This window comes from Plantibacter sp. H53, from assembly GCF_001650455.1.
GTDB classification, from domain to species: Bacteria; Actinomycetota; Actinomycetes; order Actinomycetales; family Microbacteriaceae; genus Plantibacter; species Plantibacter flavus_A.
This window is the reverse complement of sequence record NZ_LWCT01000046.1, coordinates 75,423-96,688: the sequence shown is the minus strand read 5'-3', so window position 1 is coordinate 96,688 and position 21,266 is coordinate 75,423. Positions and strand designations below refer to the sequence as shown.

The window sequence follows — 21,266 nt, the reverse complement described above, 5'->3', positions numbered from 1 at the left end:
GGTCCGATTCGGACCGGGCGTTCTGCGTGTGCAGGCTGCGAGCTAGTGGCTCGAGCCCGCCTGCTCGACCTCACTGCGGTCGCCCGACCAGAGGGTGTGGAACGTGCCGTCGAGGTCGACGCGCTTGTAGGTGTGCGCACCGAAGAAGTCGCGCTGGCCCTGGACGAGCGCTGCGGGCAGACGCTCGGCGCGGAGGCCGTCGTAGTACGACAGCGACGACGAGAACGCCGGCGAGGGGATGCCCGCCTGCGCGGCCGCGACGACGACGCGGCGCCAGCTGTCCTGCGCCTCCGCGACGGCGTCGCTGAAGTAGGGTGCCGTCACGAGGGCGACCAGCTCGGGGTTCTCCTCGTACGCCTCGGTGATGCGGTTGAGGAACTGCGCACGGATGATGCAGCCGCCGCGCCAGATCTTCGCGATCTCGCCCTTCTTGATGTCCCAGCCGTACTGCTCGGCACCGGCGACGATCTCGTCGAAGCCCTGCGAGTAGGCGATGATCTTCGACGCGTAGAGCGCCTGGCGCACGTCCTCGACGAACTGGTCGGGGTCGGCGACGGTCCACTCCTCGGAGGGACCGGCGAGCTCGCGGGCCGCTGCGCGCTGCGCCGGCTTCGACGACAGCGAACGGGCGAACACGGCTTCTGCGATGCCCGACACCGGGATGCCGAGGTCGAGGGCCGTCTGCACGGTCCACGCGCCGGTGCCCTTGGCGCCGGCCTGGTCGAGGATCACGTCGACGAGTGGCTGCCCGGTCTTCGCGTCGACCTGCTTGAGGACCTCGGCGGTGATCTCGATCAGGTAGCTCTCGAGCGTGCCGCGGTTCCACTCGGCGAAGATCTCCGCGATCTCGGCCGGCGACTTGCCGGTGCCGCGACGGATGAGGTCGTAGGCCTCGGCGATGAGCTGCATGTCGGCGTACTCGATGCCGTTGTGGATCATCTTGACGAAGTGGCCGGCGCCGTCGGTGCCGACGTGGGTGACGCAGGGCTCACCCTCGGCGATCGCGGCGATCGACTTGAGGATGGGGCCGAGGGTCTCCCACGCCTCGGCGGAGCCACCAGGCATGATCGACGGTCCCTTGAGGGCACCCTCCTCGCCGCCGGAGATACCGGCGCCGACGAAGTTGATGCCCGTCTCGCGGACGGCCTTCTCGCGGCGGATGGTGTCGGTGAAGAGTGCGTTGCCGCCGTCGACGATGATGTCGCCGGGCTCGAAGACCTCGGTGAGCTGCTGGATGACGGCGTCGGTGCCCTTACCCGCCTGCACCATGATGATCGCGGTACGTGGCTTCGAGAGCGACGCGGCGAACTCCTCGATGGTCTTCGACGCGACGAAGCCGGCCTCGGGGTGCTCCCTCACGAGCAGGTCGGTGCGTTCGGGGGAGCGGTTGTACACGGCGACCGTGTTGCCCTCGCGGCTCGCCAGGTTGCGCGCGAGGTTGCTGCCCATGACGGCCAGACCGACGACGCCGATGTTGGCGCGAGCTTCGGCGGTGTTCACCATGTGGTTCTCCTTCAGAGTGGGTGATGCGGGAAGCGTTCCGAGTGCTCAGGAGTCGACGGGGCGGCTGCAGGACAGCGGCGACACCCTCGTCGATCCGGGCACGGCCCGTCCTGCAACCGTAGCAAAGGGAGGTGTCGCTCCACCGCTTGATGACCACGCGTGCGGGTGAGGTCCGAGCGGGCCGTGCGGGCGTGTCCGGTATCGTGCTGTGCGGGTCGGACGAGCCGGCCGACCGGCCGACGGCCGGAGACCACAGGGGGTTCCGTGTGATTGCACCGCTCGTCGTCGTCATGGGCGTGTCCGGGTCCGGGAAGAGCACGACCGGAGTGCTGATCGCCGACCGGCTCGGGGTGCCCTTCATCGATGCCGACGCCCTGCACCCGCTCGAGAACGTGCGGAAGATGGCCGCCGGCACGCCGCTCGAGGACCCCGACCGCTGGCCCTGGCTCGCCCTCGTGGGCAAAGCGCTGGCAGACGCCTCGGACACCGGGCTCGTGATGGCCTGCTCCGCACTCCGACGGGTCTACCGGGAGGCGATCCTCGCGGAGGCGCCAGGGGTGCGGTTCGTGCTCCTCCACGGCTCGCGCGCGGTGCTCGGACGCCGGATGGAGGGCAGGAGCGGTCACTTCATGCCGCCGTCGCTCCTCGACTCCCAGTTCGCCCTCCTCGAGGACCTGGACGTCGACGAGCCGGGGTTCGTCGTGGACGTCGACGCCACCGTCGAGGAGATCGTGGACGAGGCGGTCGCGGGCCTCAGCGCGGTGCGATAGACTCTCCCACTGAACTTCGGCGAGGGAAGCGGCCCGTGGCAGCTTCCGTGATCGACGCGGTGGTCTGGCTTCCGGCTTTTCCTCACGCAGATACGCGTTCGAGTTGACTCATCCATTCCGCCGCGCACCGTCGCGGCACGACCAACCGGGTGCAAGACCCGTGAGGAGAACATCATGTCCGATGACCTGAAGGTCACCGCGGAACTCCGCGAATCGTTCGGCAAGGGCGCAGCCCGCAAGCTCCGTGCCCTCGGCAAGATCCCCGCCGTGCTGTACGGCCACGGCACCGAGCCCGTGCACGTCTCGCTGCCCGGCCACCAGATGCTGCTCATCCTCCGCAAGTCCAACGCGGTGCTCGAGCTCGACATCGACGGCAAGGGCCAGCTCGCGCTGGTCAAGGACGTCCAGAAGGACCCCGTGCGCCAGATCATCGAGCACCTCGACCTCATCGTCGTCAAGAAGGGCGAGAAGGTCCAGGTCGACATCCCCGTGCACGTCGAGGGCGAGTCGGCCGCCGGCACCATCCTCAACCAGGACGCCACCACGGTGAGCCTCGAGGTCGAGGCGACCCACATCCCCGAGCGCGTCACCGTCAGCGTCGAGGGTCTCGAAGAGGGCGCCCAGATCCTGGCCGGCGACCTCGAGCTCCCGAAGGGCGCTTCGCTCATCACCGAGGCCGACGTCCTCATCGTCGCGATCGCCGTGCCGGCCGCTCCGGTGGACGAGGAGACGGAGGCCGCTGAGGCCGCCGCCGAGGAGACCGCAGCCGAGGCCGAGGCCGCCGAGTAGTCACCACTCCAGCAGACGAACCTGTCGCCCGCCCGCCCCGATAGTCTCGGAGCATGGCAGGCGGCAGGTTCGCTCGGTTTCTGGCCGGTCTCACCGGACGGGCCGAGGCGTTCGATCAGGAAGGCAGCATGGCTGCAGACACGTGGCTCATCGTCGGGCTCGGGAACCCGGGCGAGCAGTACGCCCGCAACCGGCACAACGTCGGGCAGATGGTCCTCGACGAGCTCGCGAAGCGCATCGGCGGGACCTTCAAGACCCACAAGGGCAACGCGCGCGTGGCTGAGGGGCGTCTCGTGCCCGGCGGCCCGAAACTCGTGCTCGGCAAGCCCAACAGCTACATGAACCTCTCCGGCGGCCCGACCGCTGCGCTCGCCCAGTTCTTCTCCGTCGACCCCGACCATGTCATCGCCGTCCACGACGAGCTCGACATCCCGTTCGACTCGATCAAGCTCAAGCAGGGTGGCGGGCACGGTGGGCACAACGGTGTCCGCGACATCGCCTCAGCGCTGAAGACCCCGGAATTCCTGCGGGTCCGGGTCGGAATCGGGAGGCCGCCGGGCCGTCAGGACGCCGCCGACTTCGTCCTCAAGGACTTCGCGGGAACGGAACGGGAGCAGCTCCCGATGCTGATTTCGGACGCTGCGGACGCGGTCGAACTCCTCGTGAACGAGGGCCTGTTGGCTGCACAGACCCGTTTCCACGGCGCCTGACGCCCGCTCAGCCGAGCGGTGAGCGGTCGCGTCGGGCCTGACGCGTGCTGGCGCCGACGAGCGTCGCGCCCACCAGGAGCAGCCCGCTGATGAGCAGTGCGGCTGAGCTGGGGACCTCGGCTCCCGTCCGGGCCAACGGAGCCTCCGGTTCGAGTGGAGCGAGCCCCCACACGATGCCGAGCGAGGTGTGGAGCGCCCCCGTCGAGACACGGGGTGCGTCCGGGAGCGGTAGGCGACCGGCGACGGCGGACGTCACCGACCCGGTGGGGGCGAGGTCCGACGCGCGCGAATACCCGGTCAGGATCGCCTCGAACGTGTGGGAGAACGAGCCGTGGTCGAGTGCGGTCGGTGTCAGGACGAGCGGCTCGGTGCTGGTGCAGACCGTCGAGGCACCAGGCTCGATGAACTCGCTGCTGCAGGTGAGGCGGGTGTCCGGCGTCTCCGCGAGGGTGATGTCGCCCAGCGCGTTCTCGCCGGTGTTGGTGACCGTCGCGATGACACGCAAGCGGTCACCGGGGTCGATCGTGACGGTCTCGCCCTCGACCGGAACCCACGATCCGTCGGCACCCTGGATCTCGAGGTGGACGGTGCCCTCCACGGCCAGCGCGGGGACGAGCACGCGATAGGTGGTCTCGTCCGTGCTGCTGAGCCCCGCGGCGGTCTGCTCCACGCGGACGACCGCCTCGCCGGACTCGACGACATCGGTGCTTGCGCAACTCCAGCGGCCGGCCGGGTCCACGGTGGTCTCACACAGGGTGTGGCCCTCGCCGTCGCGCACGGTGACGTCGGCGCCCGGTTCGCCCGTTCCGGCGGAGGTCGGTCGTGAGGACTCCACGAGGGCGCCGGATGCCGGGCTCTCGATCACGACCCGGTCGATGGCGGTCAGGGCCGGCTGCGAGCCGAGGTCGAGCCCGCGGACGGCATCACCCGCCACGGCGACGGTCAGCGAGCCGCGAGCGACCGGTGTGACGTCGACCTCGATCGTGCACGACTCCTCGCCCGCCGTGAGGTCGCCCGTGAACGCGATGTCGGCCCCGGCCCCAGGAGCGGTCACCTCTGCTGTGCAGCTCGTGATCACTCGCGGATCGGCTGCGACCGCGAGTCCGCCGGGCAGGACCGTCTGCACGGACCAGCCGGCCTTCGCGGCGAGTTCCGGGGTGTTGCGCACGACGAAGCGGAGACGGACCGTCTCACCGACGACGGCGGTGTCCTGCGACACTTCGACGTCGAGGGTCGGCGTCACGTCGATGATGCGCAGATCGTCGAAGGCGTGGTCGTTGCCCGAGCCGCCGCCGTGTTCGTTGCGCATCACGACGCCGATCGATGTCGCGTCCACCAACATCGAGGCATCGGCGGTGAAGTGCCCGGCACGAGCGGAGACGCCGCCGTGGCTGAACGAATCGGCTCGGTCGTCCGTGCACGGGTCGATCGCCTGCTCGGACACCGGGTGTTCGAGGCCGTCGGGGGTCCGCAGCGCGAGCTGCAGCGCGGTCGGTACCGCTGCGAAGCAGTTCAGGGACGCGACGTTCACGGAGGCGGTCAGGAAGCGGTCGGAACCGGTCGCGAGGGGGATCGGCGTGGTCGTCTCCAGTTCGACCGCGCCGTCTGGACCGTTGGTCTGGGTGTAGGCCGCAACGGCGGAATTGGACCTCGGATCGGTGCCGTTGAGGATGCCCAGCACTCCGGCGAGGGCACGGACGTTCGACATGGCGCTCGCGGCGTCCAGGCAGTCACCGGGTTCGGCGCCCGTCATGGAGGCGGACAGGATGAAGCCGTTGCACGCCGCTCGGTCCGTCCAGAAGTCGTCGGCGTCGAACCGCAGGTCCGAACGGCCCAGATAGTCGCGGACCGACAGGGGCGCCCCGGCGTCGGGTGCGCGTTCGAAGTCCTCGTGGAAGACTCACCGCGCGGAGTGCCCGGTGCATCGGTCGGCGGCTCGGAGGCCGATGCTCCGGCGGGTACCGGTTGGATCATCGAGAGGGTCCAGCCGACCGTCAGCACGAGTGTCGTGGCCAGGATCGGACGGAGTGGGCTGGTCGAAACGCGCATGCAGCATCCCAAGAGATCATCGGATGGGGGAGGCCGCCAGCGTAGCAGTACTGGTGTGCTGAGATATCAGACGATCGAGGGGTGGCCGTCCGATGAAGCGGAAGCCGACGGCTCAGGCGCGCACGTACCGCGAGATCAGCAGCTCCTCGGCGCGCAGGAGATGCTGCAACCGCATCGCTCGCGGCGCCGGGGACGCGGGACCTGCGGAGACGCGGACGCTCTCGCCGCCGACGAGCGCCGGACTGATCGTCAGGCAGAGTTCGTCGACGGCGTCGGCGGCGATGAACGAGCCGAAGAGTGCCGGCCCACCCTCGCACAGGATCTGTCGCAGACCACGGTCGGAGAGTGCCTGGACGACTCGCGCCGGTTCGACGTGTTCCTCGCCGCACGCGACCACGTCGGCGACCGCCTCCAGTGCTGCGCGCTTCGCGGGGTCGGCGCGGTCGGTCGTCACGACGAGCGGCCGGACCGGTGCCTGGGTGAAGACCTCCGAGCGCAGGTCGAGGTCGAGCGAGCCCGACACGATCGCGAACACCGGGTGCAGGGGGAGGCCGTGGTCGTCGCGCCACATCGCGGCGTCGACATCGAGCCGCATGGCACCGTAGCCCTCGTCGCGCACGGTCCCGGCACCGACGAGCACGACATCGGTGAGTCGACGCAGGATGTCGAACACGGTCTTGTCGGCCGGGCCGCCGAGCCCGCCGGAGACGCCGTCGACGGTCGCCCCACCGTCCAGGCTCGTCACGAAGTTCACGCGGACGGTCGTGACGGAGCGGTCCTCGACGGTGTAGGCCGCCACGAGCTCGTCGACCGACAGCGGTCGGTCCTGCGCGGGGACCAGGCTCGTGATGCTGGGGGTGCTCATGTGACTCCTCGAGGGTTCCGGATCAGACGTTGTGGACGGGCGCCACCGGTGCGCGGAAGCCGAGGATCGCCTCGGTCATCCGCACGGCCGCGATCGACTCGGGCACGGCGTGCATCCGCACGATGCGGGCGCCGAGGAGGATGCACGCGGCAGCGGACACCAGGGAACCCTCGAGACGTTCCGACTTCGGCCGATCGAGGGACTCGCCGATGAAGTCCTTGTTCGAGACGGCGGCGAGCGTCGGCAGCCCGAGCGCGGCGATCTCGTCGAACCGTCGCGTGAGCTCGAGCGTCTGCACGGTGTTCTTGTTGAGGTCGTGCCCGGGGTCCACGATGAGCCGTGACTCGGGGATGCCGTGCGAGAGCGCGAGGTCGACGCGGGCTGCGAGGAAGGCGGCGACCTCACCGGCGACGTCGTCGTAGTGGGGACGGGGATGCGGCTGCCTGGGCCTGGCCAGACTGTGCGTGATGACGAGGGTGGCCTCGCTCGCTGCGACGACGTCCGCGAGCGCCGGATCGTGGATCCCCGTGGTGTCGTTGATGACGGAGGCGCCCGCCGCGATGCAGGCCGCCGCCACCTCGGGGCGGAAGGTGTCGACGGAGATGACGACGTCGCTCCGTGCGGCGAGCGCCTCGACGACGGGGAGCACGCGGTCGATCTCCTCGGCGGTGGGGATCTCCGGCCCGGGGGCGAACTTGGCTCCGCCGATGTCGACCCAGTCGGCGCCCTGTTCTGCGGCGGTCACGGCGGCGTCGACGGCGCGGTCGAGTGAGAACGTCGCGCCCTGGTCGAAGAAGGAGTCCGGGGTGCGGTTGATGATCGCCATGACTGCGACCTGCTTCGAGAAGTCGAACGTCCGCGCTCCGATCCGGCGGATCGGTTGGCGGATCGGGGGGAGCGGGAAGCCGCCGGTCCGTTCGGGGTGTCGGTCTGACCGGGGCTCCGTGCTCGTCATGGGTCAATCATGACGCGTCCGGCGCGCGAGGATGCCGCGTGACGCGTCGTCCGCAGCCGATTGACAGCGGTGACCGGCGGGCGATCGGGTCATGGGTGTCGGTGGCTCGGCGTAGGCTGTCCCGGTGACGCTTCAGGGTTTGACTCACGCGCTTCGGCGCGCCGCAACGATCGACGATGCCCTCGCGTACGCGGGCAAGAGCGCGGACTTCTCCGTGATCGACGGGCTGCGTGCACCGCTCCTCGCGGCGCTCATGGACGAGCGCGGTCGGCAGGGTGCCGCCCAGGCGGCCCTCGTCGTCACCGCGACCGGCCGTGACTCCGAGCGGCTCCGCTCCGCGCTCAGCGACCTCATGCCCGAGGCCGAGATCGTCGAGTTCCCGGCCTGGGAGACCCTGCCGCACGAACGCCTCAGCCCGAGCGCCGAGATCGTCGGCCGACGCCTGGAGGCGCTGCGGCGGCTCGGCGCCTGGACAGGGGAGCGGCCGTTCCTCCTCGTCGCCTCCGTTCGCGCCGCGCTGCAGCCCGTGGCCGACAACCTCACCGAGACCGCTCCGATCGAGCTCGTCCAGGGCGGTCGCGGGCACGACCTCGCCGCGATCGCGCTGCGCCTCGTCGAACTCGCGTACACCCGGGTCGACATGGTCTCGCGGCGTGGTGAGTTCGCGTTGCGCGGTGGCATCCTCGACGTCTTCCCTCCGGTCGCCGACCACCCGTACCGGGTCGAGTTCTTCGGCGACGAGGTCGACGGCATCCGGGCGTTCTCGGTCGCCGACCAGCGATCGCTGCCCGAGCCGGTCGACGCGATCCGCCTGCCGCCGTCTCGGGAACTGCTCCTCAGCCCGGCCGTCCGGCAGCGCGCCGCGGAGATGCAGCACGAGTTCCCGAGCCTCACCGGCATCCTCGAGAAGATCGCGGAGGGCATCGCGGTGGAGGGCATGGAGTCGCTCTCCCCGGCCCTCGTCGACCGCCTCGTCCCGATCACCCACTACCTGCCGGATGGAGCGGCCGTCGCCGTCGTCTCGCCGGAGCGCGTCGTCACGCGGTCGATCAGCCTCGCCGAGACGAACCGCGAGTTCCTCGCCGCCGCATGGAGCGCCGCGACCGTCGGTGCGAACGCGCCGATCGACCTCGCCTCCGGCGACTTCATCTCGCTGGGCGCCCTGAAGGAGTCCGTCACCTTCAGCGCTCCCGGCCAGCCGGCACCCGACCACCCGTGGTGGACGTTCAGCGGCTTCCGCGCCGGCCCCGACGTCGAGACGCTCCCGGAGCACCTCGAACTCGACGAGCTCCTCACCGTCACGGTCGACGGCGACACCGTGCCGAGCTTCCACGGCAACGTCGAGGGCGCCATCGAACACGTCGCCGACCGCATCCGCGAAGGGTGGACGGTCGTCGTCGCCGCCCGCGGGGTCGGTCTCGTCGAGCGCGCGGCGGACGTCCTCGCCGAGCACGAGATCGCCGCTCGCATGGTCGACGAGCTACCGGCCGACCCGGAGTCCGGCGTCGCCTACCTGTTGCAGGCCGACGTCGAGGGCGGCTTCGAGCTCGAGACGTCGAAGCTCATGCTGCTCGGCGAGACCGAGTTCTACGGACGCACCGCCGGGTACGACTCGCGCCTGGTCAAGAAGCTCGCCACCCGACGCAAGAACGTCGTCGACCCGATGCAGCTCCGGTCCGGCGACTTCGTCGTGCACCAGACCCACGGCATCGGCAAGTTCGTCGAGATGACCCAGCGCGAGGTCTCGAGCGGCGGACGCAACCCGGTGAAGAGCACCCGCGAGTACCTCGTCCTCGAGTACGCACCCTCCAAGCGCGGGTACCCGGGCGACAAGCTGCTCGTCCCCACGGACCAGCTCGACCTGCTCACCCGCTACGTGGGCGGCGAGGCTCCGCAGCTCAGCAAGATGGGCGGCAGCGACTGGTCGCAGGCGAAGAGCAAGGCGCGCAAGGCCGTCCGCGACATCGCCGTCGAGCTGGTCAAGCTCTACTCGGCGCGCATGGCGTCGAAAGGGCACGCCTTCGGCCCCGACACCCCGTGGCAGCGCGAGCTCGAGGAGGCGTTCCCGTTCGCGGAGACCCCCGACCAGCTGCAGACCATCGACGAGGTCAAGGCCGACATGGAGCGCGAGATCCCGATGGACCGCCTCCTCTCCGGCGACGTGGGGTTCGGGAAGACCGAGGTCGCCGTCCGTGCCGCGTTCAAGGCCGTCCAGGACGGCAAGCAGGTCGCGATGCTCGTGCCGACCACGCTGCTCGTCAAGCAGCACTTCGAGACCTTCCAGGAGCGGTTCGCCGGGTTCCCGGTACACCTGCGGCCGCTCAGCCGGTTCCAGTCCGACAAGGAGGCTCGGGAGGCGCTCGCCGGACTCGCCGACGGCACGGTCGACGTCATCATCGGGACCCACCGGCTCCTCACGGACAAGGTGCAGTTCAAGGACCTCGGTCTCGTGATCATCGACGAGGAGCAGCGGTTCGGTGTCGAGCACAAGGACGCCCTCAAGAAGTTGAAGACGAACGTCGACATCCTGGCCATGAGCGCGACCCCGATCCCGCGCACGCTCGAGATGGCGGTCACCGGCATCCGGGAGATGTCCACGCTCGCCACGCCACCGGAGGACCGCCACCCGATCCTGTCCTTCGTCGGTCCGTACAACGGCAAGCAGGTCGGTGCGGCGATCCGGCGCGAGCTCCTGCGCGAAGGCCAGATCTTCTTCGTGCACAACCGGGTCTCGTCCATCAGTCGGGTCGCGGCGGACCTCGCGGAGCTCGTCCCCGAGGCACGCATCGCCATCGCCCACGGGCAGCTCGGCGAGGCCGCGCTCGAACAAGTCGTGGTCGACTTCTGGGAGCGCCGCTTCGACGTCCTCGTCTGCACGACGATCATCGAGACCGGCCTCGACATCTCGAACGCCAACACGATCATCATCGACCGCGCCGACAAGTACGGCCTGAGCCAGCTGCACCAGCTGCGGGGTCGTGTCGGTCGAGGTCGTGAGCGCGCCTACGCCTACTTCCTCTACGACGAGCACAAGCCGCTCTCCGAGACCGCCCACGACCGGCTCTCGACCATCGCGGCCAACAACGAGCTCGGCAGCGGTATGCAGGTCGCCCTGAAGGACCTCGAGATCCGTGGCGCGGGCAACATGCTCGGCGGTGAGCAGGCAGGCCACATCGCGGGAGTGGGCTTCGACCTCTATCTCCGCATGATCGGCGAGGCCGTGTCCACCTTCCGCGGCGACGTCGCCGAGGGGCAGACCGAGCTCCGGCTCGAGCTACCCGTCGACGCACACATCCCCGAGGAGTACGTCGACAGTGAGCGGCTGCGGCTGGAGGCCTACCAGAAGCTGTCGGCCGCGTCCGGGCCGGCGGCGAAGGACGGTCAGATCGACCTCGTGATCGACGAACTCACCGATCGCTACGGTGAGCCGCCGGCACAGGTGAGCACGCTCATCGCCGTGTCGAGGCTCCGCCAGCGTGCGCAGCGCTCGGGACTCAGCGACCTCATCGCCGTCGGACCGAACCTGCGGGTCACCCCTGCCGACCTCCCCGACTCGATTCAGACGCGGTTGCGACGCATGTATCCCGGCGCGAAGTACCTGGCCCAGACGAACACCGTCATCGTGCCGTTGCCGCGCGTCGGCGACGAACCGCTGGCCGACACCGACCTCATCGCCTGGGTGCAGCAGTTCCTGAACGCGATCTACCCGCTGCCGGAGGGCTCGACGTCGTCCTAGCGGGCAGCAGGAGATGGGCCCGCGGGACGACAGCGTCGGTACCCGCGGCCGATCCGACAGCCGTCGTCCATCCCTAGCGTGGAGGGATGAAGAAGTTCCTCCGCATCGTCCTCACCGGGGTCGTGGCGCTCGTCGCGCTCGTGCTCGCCGGGCTCCTCACGACCACCATCGTCAACACCGCCGCATCGGCTGCTGAAGCCACGCGTATCAAGGAGTACGGGCAGCGGGTCGAGGTCGACGGTAAACGCATGAACGTGTCGGTGACGGGAGACGGTGACCAGACGATCGTCCTCCTGCCCGGCTTCGGCACCGGTTCGCCCGTGCTCGACTTCTCGCCGCTCGTCGGGGAGCTCTCGTCGTCGTACCGGGTGATCGTGGTCGAGCCCTTCGGTTACGGGCTGAGCGACCAGACCGACGTGCCGCGAACGACCGAGAACATCGTCTCGGAGATCCACGAGGCGGTCGCCGGGCTGGGCATCGACCGGTACGTGTTGATGGGGCACTCCATCGCGGGGATCTACGCGCTGGACTACGTCGAGCGGTTCCGCGACGAGGTGACGGCGTTCGTCGGTGTCGACAGCAGCGTGCCCGACCAACCGGGTATGGACGCCGCGCTGCCGGTCGACGCCCTGCGTGCGGCCAAGGCACTCGGCATCACCCGGGTCGTCACGGCGCTGTCGGGCGACCCGTACCCGGATCCGCCGTACGACCAGCACACGCGTGAGCAGCTCGGGATGATCTCGCTGCGCAACACCTCGAGTGCGACGTCCTCGGACGAGATGTCGCGCATCGCGGCGAACTTCCGAGCGGCGAAGGGGAAGACCTTCCCGGCAGACCTCCCGGTGCTGCTCTTCGCCCAGCGGGACAACCTGACGGTGGAGGGGTGGCTGCCGCTCCATGAGGAGCAGGCCGCGAGCGTCGACCGAGGAGAGGTCGTGCCGCTCGACGCCGACCACTACCTGCACCACACGACGTCCCGCGAGATCGCCGCGGACGTCGACCGCTTCCTCGCGACTCCGGGCGTCGGGTAGCCGGTCGACGGGCCAGGCAGTCGGTCTGCGGACGGACGTATGCTGGTGCCCACGATCCCGTCGAGTCGGAGGAACCCATGGCGACCAGCATCCGGACGAAGCAGGAGCCGAAGGTGGTCGTGGCCGACGCCGTGGCCCGGCTCCGACAGACCTTCGACCGCGGCACCACGAAGCCCGTCGCTTGGCGGCTCCGGCAGCTCCGTGCGCTGAAGCAACTGCTCCTCGAACGGGGCGGCGAGCTCGAGCGGGCGCTGGCGACCGACCTGGGCAAGAGCGGTACCGAGGCGCAGATCACCGAGATCGGCCTCCTCGTCGGCGAGATCGACCACACGCTGAAGCACCTGAAGCGTTGGGTGCGGCCCCGACGCGTCGCGGTACCACTCACCCTCGCCCCGGCGTCGGCATCGGTCGTGGCGGAACCGGTCGGCGTCGTCCTCGTCATCGGCCCGTGGAACTATCCGGTCCAGCTCTGCATCGGTCCCGTCATCGGGGCGCTCGCCGCGGGTGACGCCGTCCTGCTGAAGCCCAGCGAGCTCGCCCCCGCCACGAGCGCCGCACTCGCGCGCCTCCTCCCGGAGTACCTCGACGACCGTGCCGTCGCGGTCGTCGAGGGCGATGCGGAGGTCGCCACCGCCCTCCTCGCCGAGCGGTTCGACCACATCTTCTACACGGGTGGCGCCACCGTGGGCAAGGTCGTCGCCCGGGCCGCGGCGGAGCATCTGACCCCCATCACCCTGGAACTCGGCGGGAAGTCGCCGGTGTACGTCGACGACACCGTCGACCTCGCGGATGCGGCCCGCCGGATCGTCTGGGGCAAGCTCATGAACGCCGGCCAGACCTGCGTCGCCCCCGACTACCTGCTCGCGACGCGGTCGGTCGCCGATCGGCTCGTCCCGTACCTGCGCGACGCGATCGCAGCCCTCTACGGCCCGGACCCCGCCGACAGTGCCGACTACGGGCGCATCATCTCCGACAGGCACTTCGACCGGGTCAGCGGTCTGCTCGACGGTCTCGAACCGGCCCTCGGCGGCGAGGTCGACGCCTCGGAGCGGTACATCGCCCCGACGGTCGTGAACGGCGTCGACACTTCGGCGTCGATCATGCAGGAGGAGATCTTCGGTCCGATCCTGCCGATCCTCCACGTGTCCGGGCTCGAACAGGCCATCGCGCACATCCGGGCGGGGGAGAAACCGCTCGCGCTCTACGTCTTCAGCGACGACCGCGCCACGCGGAAGCGGTTCACGCGCGACACCTCCTCTGGCGCGTTGGCGTTCGGCGTGCCGGCCGCTCACCTCCTCGTGCCGGGTCTGCCGTTCGGCGGTGTCGGGGCCAGCGGGATGGGCGCGTATCACGGTCGCCATTCCTTCGACACGTTCAGTCACGCGAAGGCGGTGTTCTCCAAGCCGCTGTCCCCGGACACGCTGTCGCTCGTCTACCCGCCCTTCACCGAAGCGCGCGACCGGATCGCGCGACTGATCTCGAAGACCGGCAGCACCGACGGCCGCCGCCCGTGGGGAGCCCGTCGGTGAGCAGCGAGCCCGTCGGCGACACCTCCGCTGAGCGCCTCGTCGACGCCATGCGGCAGATCCGCGACCGCTGTGTGTGGACGCAGGGCATCGACCACGACATGCTCGTGCCGTACCTCATCGAGGAGAGCTACGAGCTCGTCGAAGCGGTCGAGGCCGGGACGCGCGACGAACTCGTCGAGGAACTCGGCGACGTACTGTGGCAGGTCGTCTTCCATGCGGAGATCGCATCCCGTGACGCCGATGCACCGTTCGACTTCGACGACGTCGCCGAGGCCGTCACCCGCAAGATGGTCCACCGTCATCCGCACGTGTTCGGCGACGAAGCAGCGCCGACCCCGGAGGACGTGGTGCGCGTCTGGAACGCCGCGAAGGCCGAGGAGAAGGCGAAGCGCAGCAGCGCGCTCGAGGGGATCCCGCAGGGGATGCCGTCGCTCGCCCTCGCCGACAAGGTGCTCGGCAGGGCCGTGCCGCTCGGAGTCGGACCGATGGCCGTCGCCGATGTCGTCGACGACGAGGACGCCCTGGGGGAGCAGCTCCTCGCCGTGGTCGCTGCAGCACGGGCGAACGGGCTCGACGCGGAACGGGCGCTCCGGGGTGCCGTCCGTCGGTTGAGCGCGCGGGTGCGGGACGCCGAGCGTCCGGTGGCGTCACCGACCGACGACTGAGCGAGGTTCGCCGGGCGCCTGCTCACGGTGCCCGTTCCCCGTCATGCCAGAATTGAGGCATGGCAGCTCCAGTGAACCCGCCGCGCGGCATGCGCGATTTCCTCCCCGCCGACAAGGCCCGCCGGGAGCACGCGCTGGGCACCATCCGTCGCGTCTTCACCGCGCATGGCTTCGACGAGATCGAGACGCCCGTGGTGGAGGAGTACGAGCGGCTGCACTCGGGGCTCGGCGGCGACAACGAGAAGATGGCGTTCAACATCCTCCGGCGGAAGCTCACCCCGGAGGCCATCGTGGCCGCAGCGGACAACCAGACCGAACTCACCGACCTCGGCCTGCGCTTCGACCTCACCGTGCCGCTCGCCCGGTTCTACGCGACGCACCGGGCCGAGCTCCCGCCGGTGTTCCGCTCGATCCAGATCGCGCCGGTCTGGCGCGGCGAACGGCCGCAGCAGGGCCGGTACCGCCAGTTCGTGCAGTGCGACATCGACATCATCGGAGAGTCGTCGAACCTCGCGGAGACCGAGCTCATCATCGCGACCCTCGGGGCCCTCGCCGAGCTCGGCATCACCGGCTGCAGCGTGCGGATCAACGACCGCCGACTCCTCATCGGGATGCTCGAATCGCTGGGCTTCCCCGCCGATGAGCACGCACAGGTGCTCATCACGATCGACAAGCTCGACAAGATCGGTCAGCAGGGCGTGGTCGCCGAACTGCGCGACCGTGGCGTCGACGCCACCGCCGTCGATGCACTCGAGGCCTTCTTCTCCCGTCCGCAGACGATGGAGTTCAACACCTTCGGCGAGCGGGCGATCCGCAAGGCGCTGCCGCTCGGTGCCGATGACACCGTCGTCGCGGAGCTCGACGCGCTCGGGAAGGGCGTCGCCGCGGCGACCTCCCTCCAAGGTCAGCCGGCCGACCCCTTCGCGAACCCGCTGGTGTTCGACCCCTTCCTGGTGCGGGGCATGGGGTACTACACGGGCGCCATCTTCGAGATCGCGCACCCCGACCTCGGGTACTCGCTCGGCGGCGGTGGTCGCTACGACGGCATGATCGGGCGTTTCCTCGGCCAGGACGTGCCGGCGGTCGGATTCTCGATCGGCTTCGAGCGCATCGTCGACCTCATCGAGCTCCCCGCCGGAGCGGCCGCGGATGCCGTCGTGCTCGTGCACGACCGTGACGTGGCGCCGATGACGCTGGTCGCGTTGAAGGCCAAGCTCGTCGCCCAGGGGCGTCGGGTGCGCCTCGAAGCCCGCGTGAAGAACCTCAAGGCCCTCCTCGACCGCGTGTCGGCAGCCGGCTTCGGCGCCTTCGCGTTCGTCTCGGCCGACTCGACGCTCGAGTCGCTCGAGTTCAAATCGCTCGACTGACGATTCCCGCGCCCGCTTCCCGATCCTCGGCGCGCTTCCGAGCCGCTCCCCAGCCCGTCGGTGCAGGATGGAGCATTCGGCCGGATCGCCTCCCTCGAGCGATCCGACCGCTCTGCCCCCGATCGAAGAACTGGTTCCCCCGATGAGCGTCATGGCCCCTGCAGCGCGCCCGCAGCGCGCCCCGGAGTCGACCGGCCCCACGCGCCGCCGGGTGAGCCTCGTGCGGCGCCGGGCGACGACGCTCGCGCTGGCCGTCGGAGTTCCGCTCGCCCTGCTGACGGCCGCCCACGCCCTCGTCCCCGACATCCTCGGCCTCGGGCTCGTCTGGGACAACGCCCTGCCGTGGACGTGGGTCCTGCTGCCGGTGCTCTTCCTCGTCCTCCTCGTCGCCCGCACGCCGGGCGCCGTCATCGGTCTCCTCGCGCCGACGCTCGTCTGGGCCTTCCTGTTCGGCCCCGGCGTCGTCCCCATGGGCGACGGGCGCTCGGCGGTCCCGGCCGAGGCCTCCCTCACGGTCGCCAGCCAGAACCTCGGGCCGGAGGGCGACCCCGCGGTCATCGCGGGTTCCCTCCAGGCGAGTGGTGCGGATCTCATCGCGCTCCAGGAGATCGAGGACCACGACCGCGAACCGCTCGCCGCGACGCTCGACGAGCAGTACCCGTACTCCGTGCTCACGGGGACGGTGGGTCTCTGGAGCCGCTATCCGATCGCCGACTCGGTCGGGCTGAAGCTCGGCCTCGACTGGTACCGGGCGATCAACGCCGTCGTCGACACCCCGTCCGGGGCCGTGAGCGTCTACGTGATCCACGCCGACTCCGCGCGTCCGGGTGCGCACGCCGAACGGGACGTGATGCTCGCGGAGTTGGCCGAAACCGTCGCGGCGAACACCCGTGATCGGATCGTCGTCATGGGCGACTTCAACGCCTCCGCCTCCGACCGGGCGCTCGCCGCACTCCAGAGCGAGGTGACGGAGCCCAACCAGAGCGAGGGAGGCTTCGGACTCACCTGGCCGGCCGGGACACCGCTCATGCGACTCGACCACGTCTTCGTCCGCGGCATGACCGCGACCCACAACGCCGTCGGCGACGCCGAGGGCAGCGACCACCACGGCATCGTGTCGAGCTTCCGGCTCGACCGCTGACCGCGCGCCTCGCGCGACGATCCGCGGCTCTGCGCCCGTTCAGCCGATGTCACTAGACTGAGCGCGGGCGGCCGTCGTACCCGTCCCACGTCCCAATCCCCACAAGGAGAACATCAGTGGCACTCATCGAGGCAGTAGGCGCTCGCGAAATTCTCGACTCCCGAGGCAACCCGACCGTCGAGGTCGAGGTGCTCCTGGAAGACGGCACGGTCAGTCGTGCAGCAGTCCCGTCCGGCGCATCGACCGGTGCGTTCGAAGCGTACGAGCTGCGTGACGGCGATGCCGCGCGTTACCTCGGCAAGGGTGTCGAGAAGGCGGTCGACGCCGTCCTCGACGAGATCGGCCCGGCACTCGAGGGCATCGAGGCGGACGACCAGCGCCTCGTCGACCACACCATGATCGAGCTCGACGGCACCGAGAACAAGAGCCGCCTGGGCGCGAACGCGATCCTCGGTGCGAGCCTCGCGGTCGCCCGTGCCGCTGCGGACTCCGCAGACCTGTCGCTCTACCGCTACGTCGGCGGCGCCAACGCCCACGTCCTCCCGGTCCCGATGATGAACATCATCAACGGTGGCTCGCACGCCGACACCGGCGTCGACATCCAGGAGTTCATGATCCTCCCGATCGGTGCCCCGAGCTTCCGTGAGGCGCTCCGCTGGGGCACCGAGACGTACCACACGCTCAAGGGCCTGCTGAAGTCGAAGGGCTTCGCGACCGGCCTCGGCGACGAGGGTGGCTTCGCCCCCGACTTCGAGCACAACCGTGCGGCCCTCGACTTCATCGTCGAGGCCATCGAAAAGGCCGGCTTCACGGTCGGAACCGACATCGCGCTCGGCCTCGACGTCGCCTCCAGCGAGTTCTACAAGGACGGCGCGTACCAGTTCGAGGGCAAGGCGCTCGACAGCACCGAGATGACCGCGTACTACGCCGACCTCGTCGCGAACTACCCGCTCATCACCATCGAGGACCCGCTGGCCGAGGACGACTGGGCGGGCTACGCCCACCTCACCCCCGAGCTCGGCTCCAAGGTCCAGATCGTCGGCGACGACCTGTTCGTCACGAACCCGAAGCGTCTCGCCGACGGCATCGCCAAGGGTGCGGCGAACTCGCTGCTCGTCAAGGTCAACCAGATCGGGACGCTCACCGAGACGCTCGACGCGGTCTCCCTCGCTCAGCGCTCCGGCTACACGACGATCCTGTCGCACCGCTCCGGCGAGACCGAGGACACCACGATCGCCGACCTCGCGGTCGCGACGAACGCGGGCCAGATCAAGACCGGTGCGCCTGCGCGCAGCGAGCGGGTCGCGAAGTACAATCAGTTGCTGAGGATCGAAGAGGAGCTGGGCCAGGCAGCCGTCTACGCCGGCCGCAGCGCCTTCCCCCGGTTCACCGCCTAAGCATCGTCACCTGAAGGCTCTCAGGGGTGCCGATCGGCACCCCTGAGAGCCTTCGTCGTGTGCGGGAGGCGCCTGTGAAGAAGCCATCGATGCCGGCCGGCGGCGAGTCGAAGCGCACGCCGTCCGGCAGCGGAGCAGCGTCCTCCTCGTCCTCCGGCTCGTCGAAGCAGCGACCGGCGTCGAAGCCCCGGTCGAACTCCGCGGATGCCTCCGCCAAGCACTCCTCCTCGTCCTCCAAGCGCCCGGCGGGAGCCACCGCGAAGCCCGCACTCTCCGCAGCCACAGCCCCGCGGTCGACGACGAAGGCACCGCGATCCGCGTCGGCCGGTTCCTCGGCACCGCGCTCGCGGACCGGCTCGACACGGACCACCCCGGCACGCCAGTCGGACGCCGGTGGCTGGTTGCGGAGTCTGCGACTGTCCGGGTTCAGCGTCCTGCTCCTCGGGATCCTCGTGCTCGGGGTCGTCGTCCTCGCGCCGAACCTCAAGACCTTCCTCGAGCAGCGGCAGCAGATCGCCGCGCTGGAGGCCGGTGTCGCCGACACCCAGAAGCAGGTGGACGCGCAGCAGGCCGAGCGCGAGCGCTGGAACGACCAGAGCTACGTCATGACGCAGGCGCGCGACCGCCTGTTCTACGCCCTACCCGGCGAGGTCAGCTACATCATCATCAACGACGTCGACCCGGCCTCGCTGCCCACCACCGAGACACCCGTGAGCGACACGCTCGTCGACTCGCAGTCCGACTGGCTCGACGGGCTGCTGTCCTCGCTCGTCGCCACCGGCTACTCGCCGGCCCCGGTCGCGACCGAGACCCCTGCTCCCACGCAGACGACGCCTCCCGCCGGCGGCTGACGTCCGGACGCAGTGGTGAACCCGGCGATAATGGAACCATGAGCACCCCTCCCTTCGGCCCTGTCTCCGAGCGCGACGTCGAGATCGTGTCGGCGCAACTGGGACGCCCGGCGCGGAACGTCGTCGGCATAGCGGCGCGCTGTGTCTGCGGCGCCCCGACGGTCGTCTCCACCGCTCCTCGCCTGGCCGACGGCACGCCGTTCCCCACGTTCTACTACCTGACCCACCCGGCCGCCACGGCCGCGGTCTCCTCGCTCGAGGCGACCCAGGTGATGAACGAGTACAACGAGCTCCTGGCCGAGGACGAAGCGGTCCGCGCTGCCTACGCCACCGCGCACACGGCCTACCTCGCCGACCGCACCTCCATCGCCGAGGTCGCCGAGATCGACGGGATCTCCGCCGGCGGCATGCCGGTGCGGGTCAAGTGTCTCCACGCGCTCGTCGGCCACGCCCTTGCGGCTGGTCCGGGCGTCAACCCCATCGGCGACCTCGCGCTCGACCGCGCGAGCTGGAGCCCCGAGGTGTGCGCATGCGCGGACGGCCAGGCGGGGCAGGGATAGGCCCCGCACGCGACGGCGGTCGCCTGTGGGGGAGTGACGGACCGCGACGCGGAGACCGTCGTCGTCCGCGCGGCCTCCGCGGTGCGCTGTCGGCGCTGTCCGCGGTGCTCCTGGCGTTCTTGCTCGTGGGGACGCAGGCGCTCCCGGCGTCTGCGGACACGGTGCGCGACATGCAGTACTGGCTCGGCGACTACGGCTTCACGACGGCCTGGGAGACGACGAAGGGCGCCGGTGTCACCGTCGCCGTGATCGACACCGGCATCGCGAGCGGTCCCGCGGAGATGACCGGCGCGGTCGCGGGAGGCGTCGACGTCTCCGGGCTCGGGAGTCCCGACGGCCGGACTCCGGTCGGGTCCGAGGGGAGCGAGCACGGGACGCTGGTCGCCTCGATGATCGCCGGTCGTGGTCGCACGGGCGGTGCCGGGGTCATCGGCGTGGCCCCCGAGGCGCGCCTGCTCTCCGTCTCGGTCGGGTTCGGCTCCGACGGGTCGGCCGTCGTCCCCTGGGACGACCAGATCGCGACCGCAGTCCGTTGGGCGGTGGACAATGGCGCGGACGTCATCAACATGTCCCTGACGCGCAACAGTCTCGACTGGCCGACGAGCTGGGACGACGCCTTCCTCTACGCCTTCTCGCACGACGTCGTCGTGGTTGCTGCAGCGGGCAACCGGGGGAGTGGGACGGTCGAGGTCGGTGCTCCGGCGACGATCCCGGGCGTGCTGACCGTCGCCGGTGTGGATCGCACGGGGTCGGCGAGCTTCGACGCCTCGAGCCAGGGCATCACGATCGCCGTCGCTGCGCCGAGTGAGCAACTCGTCGGGGTGACGCCCGCCGGGTCCTACGTGCAGTGGCAGGGGACGAGCGGGGCGGCGCCGATCGTCTCCGGACTCGTGGCCCTCGTCCGCTCCGCCTGGCCGGAGCTCAGCGCCGCCGACGCCATCAAGCGCGTGACGGCGACGGCGAAGCAGGTGGGCGACTCCGCGCAGAGCCCCATCTACGGTGCAGGTCTCATCGACGCCGCGAAGGCGGTCAGCGGTTCCGTCGGTCCGGCGACGACCTCGCCGGAGCAGCAGCTGTCCGACTGGATCACGCTCTACCGACGGGCACCGCAGGTCCCCGATCCCGATCCGGGTGCCGAGCAGCCGTCGCCGACACCGGAGCCGGTACCCCCGGCGATCCCGGAGAACGAGGCAGTCGAGGTGCGCGCCAACCCCTTCCTCCCGACGCCGAGCACCCTGCTCTACGGCTCGCTGCCACTGGCGCTCCTCCTCGGAACTGGTAGCCTGGTCACGCTCGGTGTCATAGGCGCTACCAGGCATTTCAAGCGGGTGCTGCAGAAGTAGTACTC

At 70.0% G+C, this 21,266-nt stretch carries 18 protein-coding genes; 13 read left to right on the top strand and 5 right to left on the bottom strand.

Annotated elements, in window-relative coordinates:
- Nucleotides 1-42 precede the first annotated feature (42 nt).
- Nucleotides 43-1,503: an NADP-dependent phosphogluconate dehydrogenase gene (gndA, locus tag A4X17_RS15065; protein ID WP_064296479.1), complete on the bottom strand. Its 1,461-nt coding sequence runs from the start codon at nucleotides 1,501-1,503 to the stop codon at nucleotides 43-45.
- Between the two features lie 266 nt (nucleotides 1,504-1,769).
- Between gndA and A4X17_RS15060 the strand changes: the two genes are divergently transcribed.
- The 3 genes from A4X17_RS15060 to pth all read left to right on the top strand — a co-directional run bounded on the left by A4X17_RS15060 (nucleotide 1,770) and on the right by pth (nucleotide 3,772).
- The gene (locus A4X17_RS15060) at nucleotides 1,770-2,273 is read left to right on the top strand and encodes a gluconokinase (protein WP_231884409.1); all 504 of its coding nucleotides are present in this window, start codon (nucleotides 1,770-1,772) and stop codon (nucleotides 2,271-2,273) included.
- A gap of 174 nt (nucleotides 2,274-2,447) precedes the next feature.
- Nucleotides 2,448-3,062 carry a 50S ribosomal protein L25/general stress protein Ctc gene (locus A4X17_RS15055; RefSeq protein WP_064296478.1) on the top strand — a complete coding sequence of 205 codons (615 nt, stop codon included), beginning with the start codon at nucleotides 2,448-2,450 and terminating at the stop codon, nucleotides 3,060-3,062.
- 128 nt (nucleotides 3,063-3,190) lie between these two features.
- Nucleotides 3,191-3,772 (top strand): aminoacyl-tRNA hydrolase, encoded by a 582-nt coding sequence (gene pth / locus A4X17_RS15050; protein ID WP_064296582.1) that lies wholly within the window; start codon nucleotides 3,191-3,193, stop codon nucleotides 3,770-3,772.
- A gap of 7 nt (nucleotides 3,773-3,779) precedes the next feature.
- On the opposite strand, the gene A4X17_RS15045 is transcribed toward pth, so the two are convergent.
- From A4X17_RS15045 to folP, 3 genes are all read right to left on the bottom strand, one after another.
- Nucleotides 3,780-5,525, bottom strand: a complete 1,746-nt coding sequence (locus A4X17_RS15045) for an Ig-like domain-containing protein (RefSeq protein ID WP_064296477.1) — start codon at nucleotides 5,523-5,525, stop codon at nucleotides 3,780-3,782.
- 408 nt (nucleotides 5,526-5,933) lie between these two features.
- On the bottom strand, nucleotides 5,934-6,686 hold the full coding sequence (locus A4X17_RS15040) for a pyrimidine reductase family protein (protein ID WP_064296476.1): 753 nt from the start codon (nucleotides 6,684-6,686) through the stop codon (nucleotides 5,934-5,936).
- 22 nt (nucleotides 6,687-6,708) lie between these two features.
- A complete protein-coding gene (gene folP / locus A4X17_RS15035) occupies nucleotides 6,709-7,641 on the bottom strand; it encodes a dihydropteroate synthase (RefSeq protein ID WP_064296475.1) in 933 nt (310 codons plus the stop codon).
- A 124-nt stretch (nucleotides 7,642-7,765) separates the two neighbouring features.
- Here folP and mfd point away from each other — a divergent pair, with 124 nt between their 5' ends.
- The 7 genes from mfd (at nucleotide 7,766) to eno (ending at nucleotide 18,507) form a co-directional block, all read left to right on the top strand.
- Nucleotides 7,766-11,377 (top strand): transcription-repair coupling factor, encoded by a 3,612-nt coding sequence (gene mfd, locus A4X17_RS15030; RefSeq protein WP_064296474.1) that lies wholly within the window; start codon nucleotides 7,766-7,768, stop codon nucleotides 11,375-11,377.
- 86 nt (nucleotides 11,378-11,463) lie between these two features.
- On the top strand, nucleotides 11,464-12,408 hold the full coding sequence (locus A4X17_RS15025) for an alpha/beta fold hydrolase (protein WP_064296473.1): 945 nt from the start codon (nucleotides 11,464-11,466) through the stop codon (nucleotides 12,406-12,408).
- 77 nt (nucleotides 12,409-12,485) lie between these two features.
- Nucleotides 12,486-13,937: an aldehyde dehydrogenase family protein gene (locus A4X17_RS15020; protein ID WP_082916210.1), complete on the top strand. Its 1,452-nt coding sequence runs from the start codon at nucleotides 12,486-12,488 to the stop codon at nucleotides 13,935-13,937.
- A complete protein-coding gene (locus A4X17_RS15015; RefSeq protein WP_231884408.1) occupies nucleotides 13,934-14,602 on the top strand; it encodes a MazG family protein in 669 nt (222 codons plus the stop codon). Before A4X17_RS15020 ends, A4X17_RS15015 begins: the two co-directional genes overlap by 4 nt.
- A 59-nt stretch (nucleotides 14,603-14,661) precedes the next feature.
- Complete coding sequence (gene hisS / locus A4X17_RS15010; protein ID WP_082916209.1) at nucleotides 14,662-15,969, top strand: histidine--tRNA ligase; 1,308 nt, start codon at nucleotides 14,662-14,664, stop codon at nucleotides 15,967-15,969.
- A 151-nt stretch (nucleotides 15,970-16,120) separates the two neighbouring features.
- Complete coding sequence (locus A4X17_RS15005; RefSeq protein WP_175116155.1) at nucleotides 16,121-17,110, top strand: endonuclease/exonuclease/phosphatase family protein; 990 nt, start codon at nucleotides 16,121-16,123, stop codon at nucleotides 17,108-17,110.
- A gap of 116 nt (nucleotides 17,111-17,226) precedes the next feature.
- Nucleotides 17,227-18,507 carry a phosphopyruvate hydratase gene (gene eno / locus A4X17_RS15000; RefSeq protein WP_064296470.1) on the top strand — a complete coding sequence of 427 codons (1,281 nt, stop codon included), beginning with the start codon at nucleotides 17,227-17,229 and terminating at the stop codon, nucleotides 18,505-18,507.
- On the opposite strand, the gene A4X17_RS19550 is transcribed toward eno, so the two are convergent.
- The gene (locus A4X17_RS19550) at nucleotides 18,497-18,877 is read right to left on the bottom strand and encodes a hypothetical protein (protein ID WP_064296469.1); all 381 of its coding nucleotides are present in this window, start codon (nucleotides 18,875-18,877) and stop codon (nucleotides 18,497-18,499) included. The two genes, eno and A4X17_RS19550, sit on opposite strands and share 11 nt — an antisense overlap.
- A gap of 31 nt (nucleotides 18,878-18,908) precedes the next feature.
- On the opposite strand from A4X17_RS19550, the gene A4X17_RS19545 reads away from it, so the two are divergent.
- Genes A4X17_RS19545 through A4X17_RS14980 form a run of 3 tightly spaced genes read left to right on the top strand, consistent with a single transcriptional unit; the run spans nucleotide 18,909 to nucleotide 21,261 of the window.
- Nucleotides 18,909-19,358, top strand: a complete 450-nt coding sequence (locus tag A4X17_RS19545) for a septum formation initiator family protein (protein ID WP_064296468.1) — start codon at nucleotides 18,909-18,911, stop codon at nucleotides 19,356-19,358.
- 38 nt (nucleotides 19,359-19,396) lie between these two features.
- The gene (locus tag A4X17_RS14985) at nucleotides 19,397-19,918 is read left to right on the top strand and encodes a DUF501 domain-containing protein (protein WP_064296467.1); all 522 of its coding nucleotides are present in this window, start codon (nucleotides 19,397-19,399) and stop codon (nucleotides 19,916-19,918) included.
- Nucleotides 19,888-21,261 carry a S8 family serine peptidase gene (locus tag A4X17_RS14980; protein ID WP_082916207.1) on the top strand — a complete coding sequence of 458 codons (1,374 nt, stop codon included), beginning with the start codon at nucleotides 19,888-19,890 and terminating at the stop codon, nucleotides 21,259-21,261. Before A4X17_RS14985 ends, A4X17_RS14980 begins: the two co-directional genes overlap by 31 nt.
- The last annotated feature ends 5 nt before the right edge of the window (nucleotides 21,262-21,266 follow it).

What these genes read in the sequence shown, in the direction of transcription:
- gndA (WP_064296479.1), bottom strand. Translation starts at nt 1,503, where the DNA reads ATGGTGAACACCGCCGAAGCTCGCGCCAACATCGGCGTCGTCGGTCTG.
- A4X17_RS15055 (WP_064296478.1), top strand. Translation starts at nt 2,448, where the DNA reads ATGTCCGATGACCTGAAGGTCACCGCGGAACTCCGCGAATCGTTCGGC.
- pth (WP_064296582.1), top strand. Translation starts at nt 3,191, where the DNA reads ATGGCTGCAGACACGTGGCTCATCGTCGGGCTCGGGAACCCGGGCGAG.
- A4X17_RS15045 (WP_064296477.1), bottom strand. Translation starts at nt 5,525, where the DNA reads ATGACGGGCGCCGAACCCGGTGACTGCCTGGACGCCGCGAGCGCCATG.
- A4X17_RS15040 (WP_064296476.1), bottom strand. Translation starts at nt 6,686, where the DNA reads ATGAGCACCCCCAGCATCACGAGCCTGGTCCCCGCGCAGGACCGACCG.
- folP (WP_064296475.1), bottom strand. Translation starts at nt 7,641, where the DNA reads ATGACGAGCACGGAGCCCCGGTCAGACCGACACCCCGAACGGACCGGC.
- A4X17_RS15025 (WP_064296473.1), top strand. Translation starts at nt 11,464, where the DNA reads ATGAAGAAGTTCCTCCGCATCGTCCTCACCGGGGTCGTGGCGCTCGTC.
- A4X17_RS15020 (WP_082916210.1), top strand. Translation starts at nt 12,486, where the DNA reads ATGGCGACCAGCATCCGGACGAAGCAGGAGCCGAAGGTGGTCGTGGCC.
- hisS (WP_082916209.1), top strand. Translation starts at nt 14,662, where the DNA reads ATGGCAGCTCCAGTGAACCCGCCGCGCGGCATGCGCGATTTCCTCCCC.
- A4X17_RS15005 (WP_175116155.1), top strand. Translation starts at nt 16,121, where the DNA reads ATGGCCCCTGCAGCGCGCCCGCAGCGCGCCCCGGAGTCGACCGGCCCC.
- A4X17_RS14985 (WP_064296467.1), top strand. Translation starts at nt 19,397, where the DNA reads ATGAGCACCCCTCCCTTCGGCCCTGTCTCCGAGCGCGACGTCGAGATC.
- A4X17_RS14980 (WP_082916207.1), top strand. Translation starts at nt 19,888, where the DNA reads ATGCGCGGACGGCCAGGCGGGGCAGGGATAGGCCCCGCACGCGACGGC.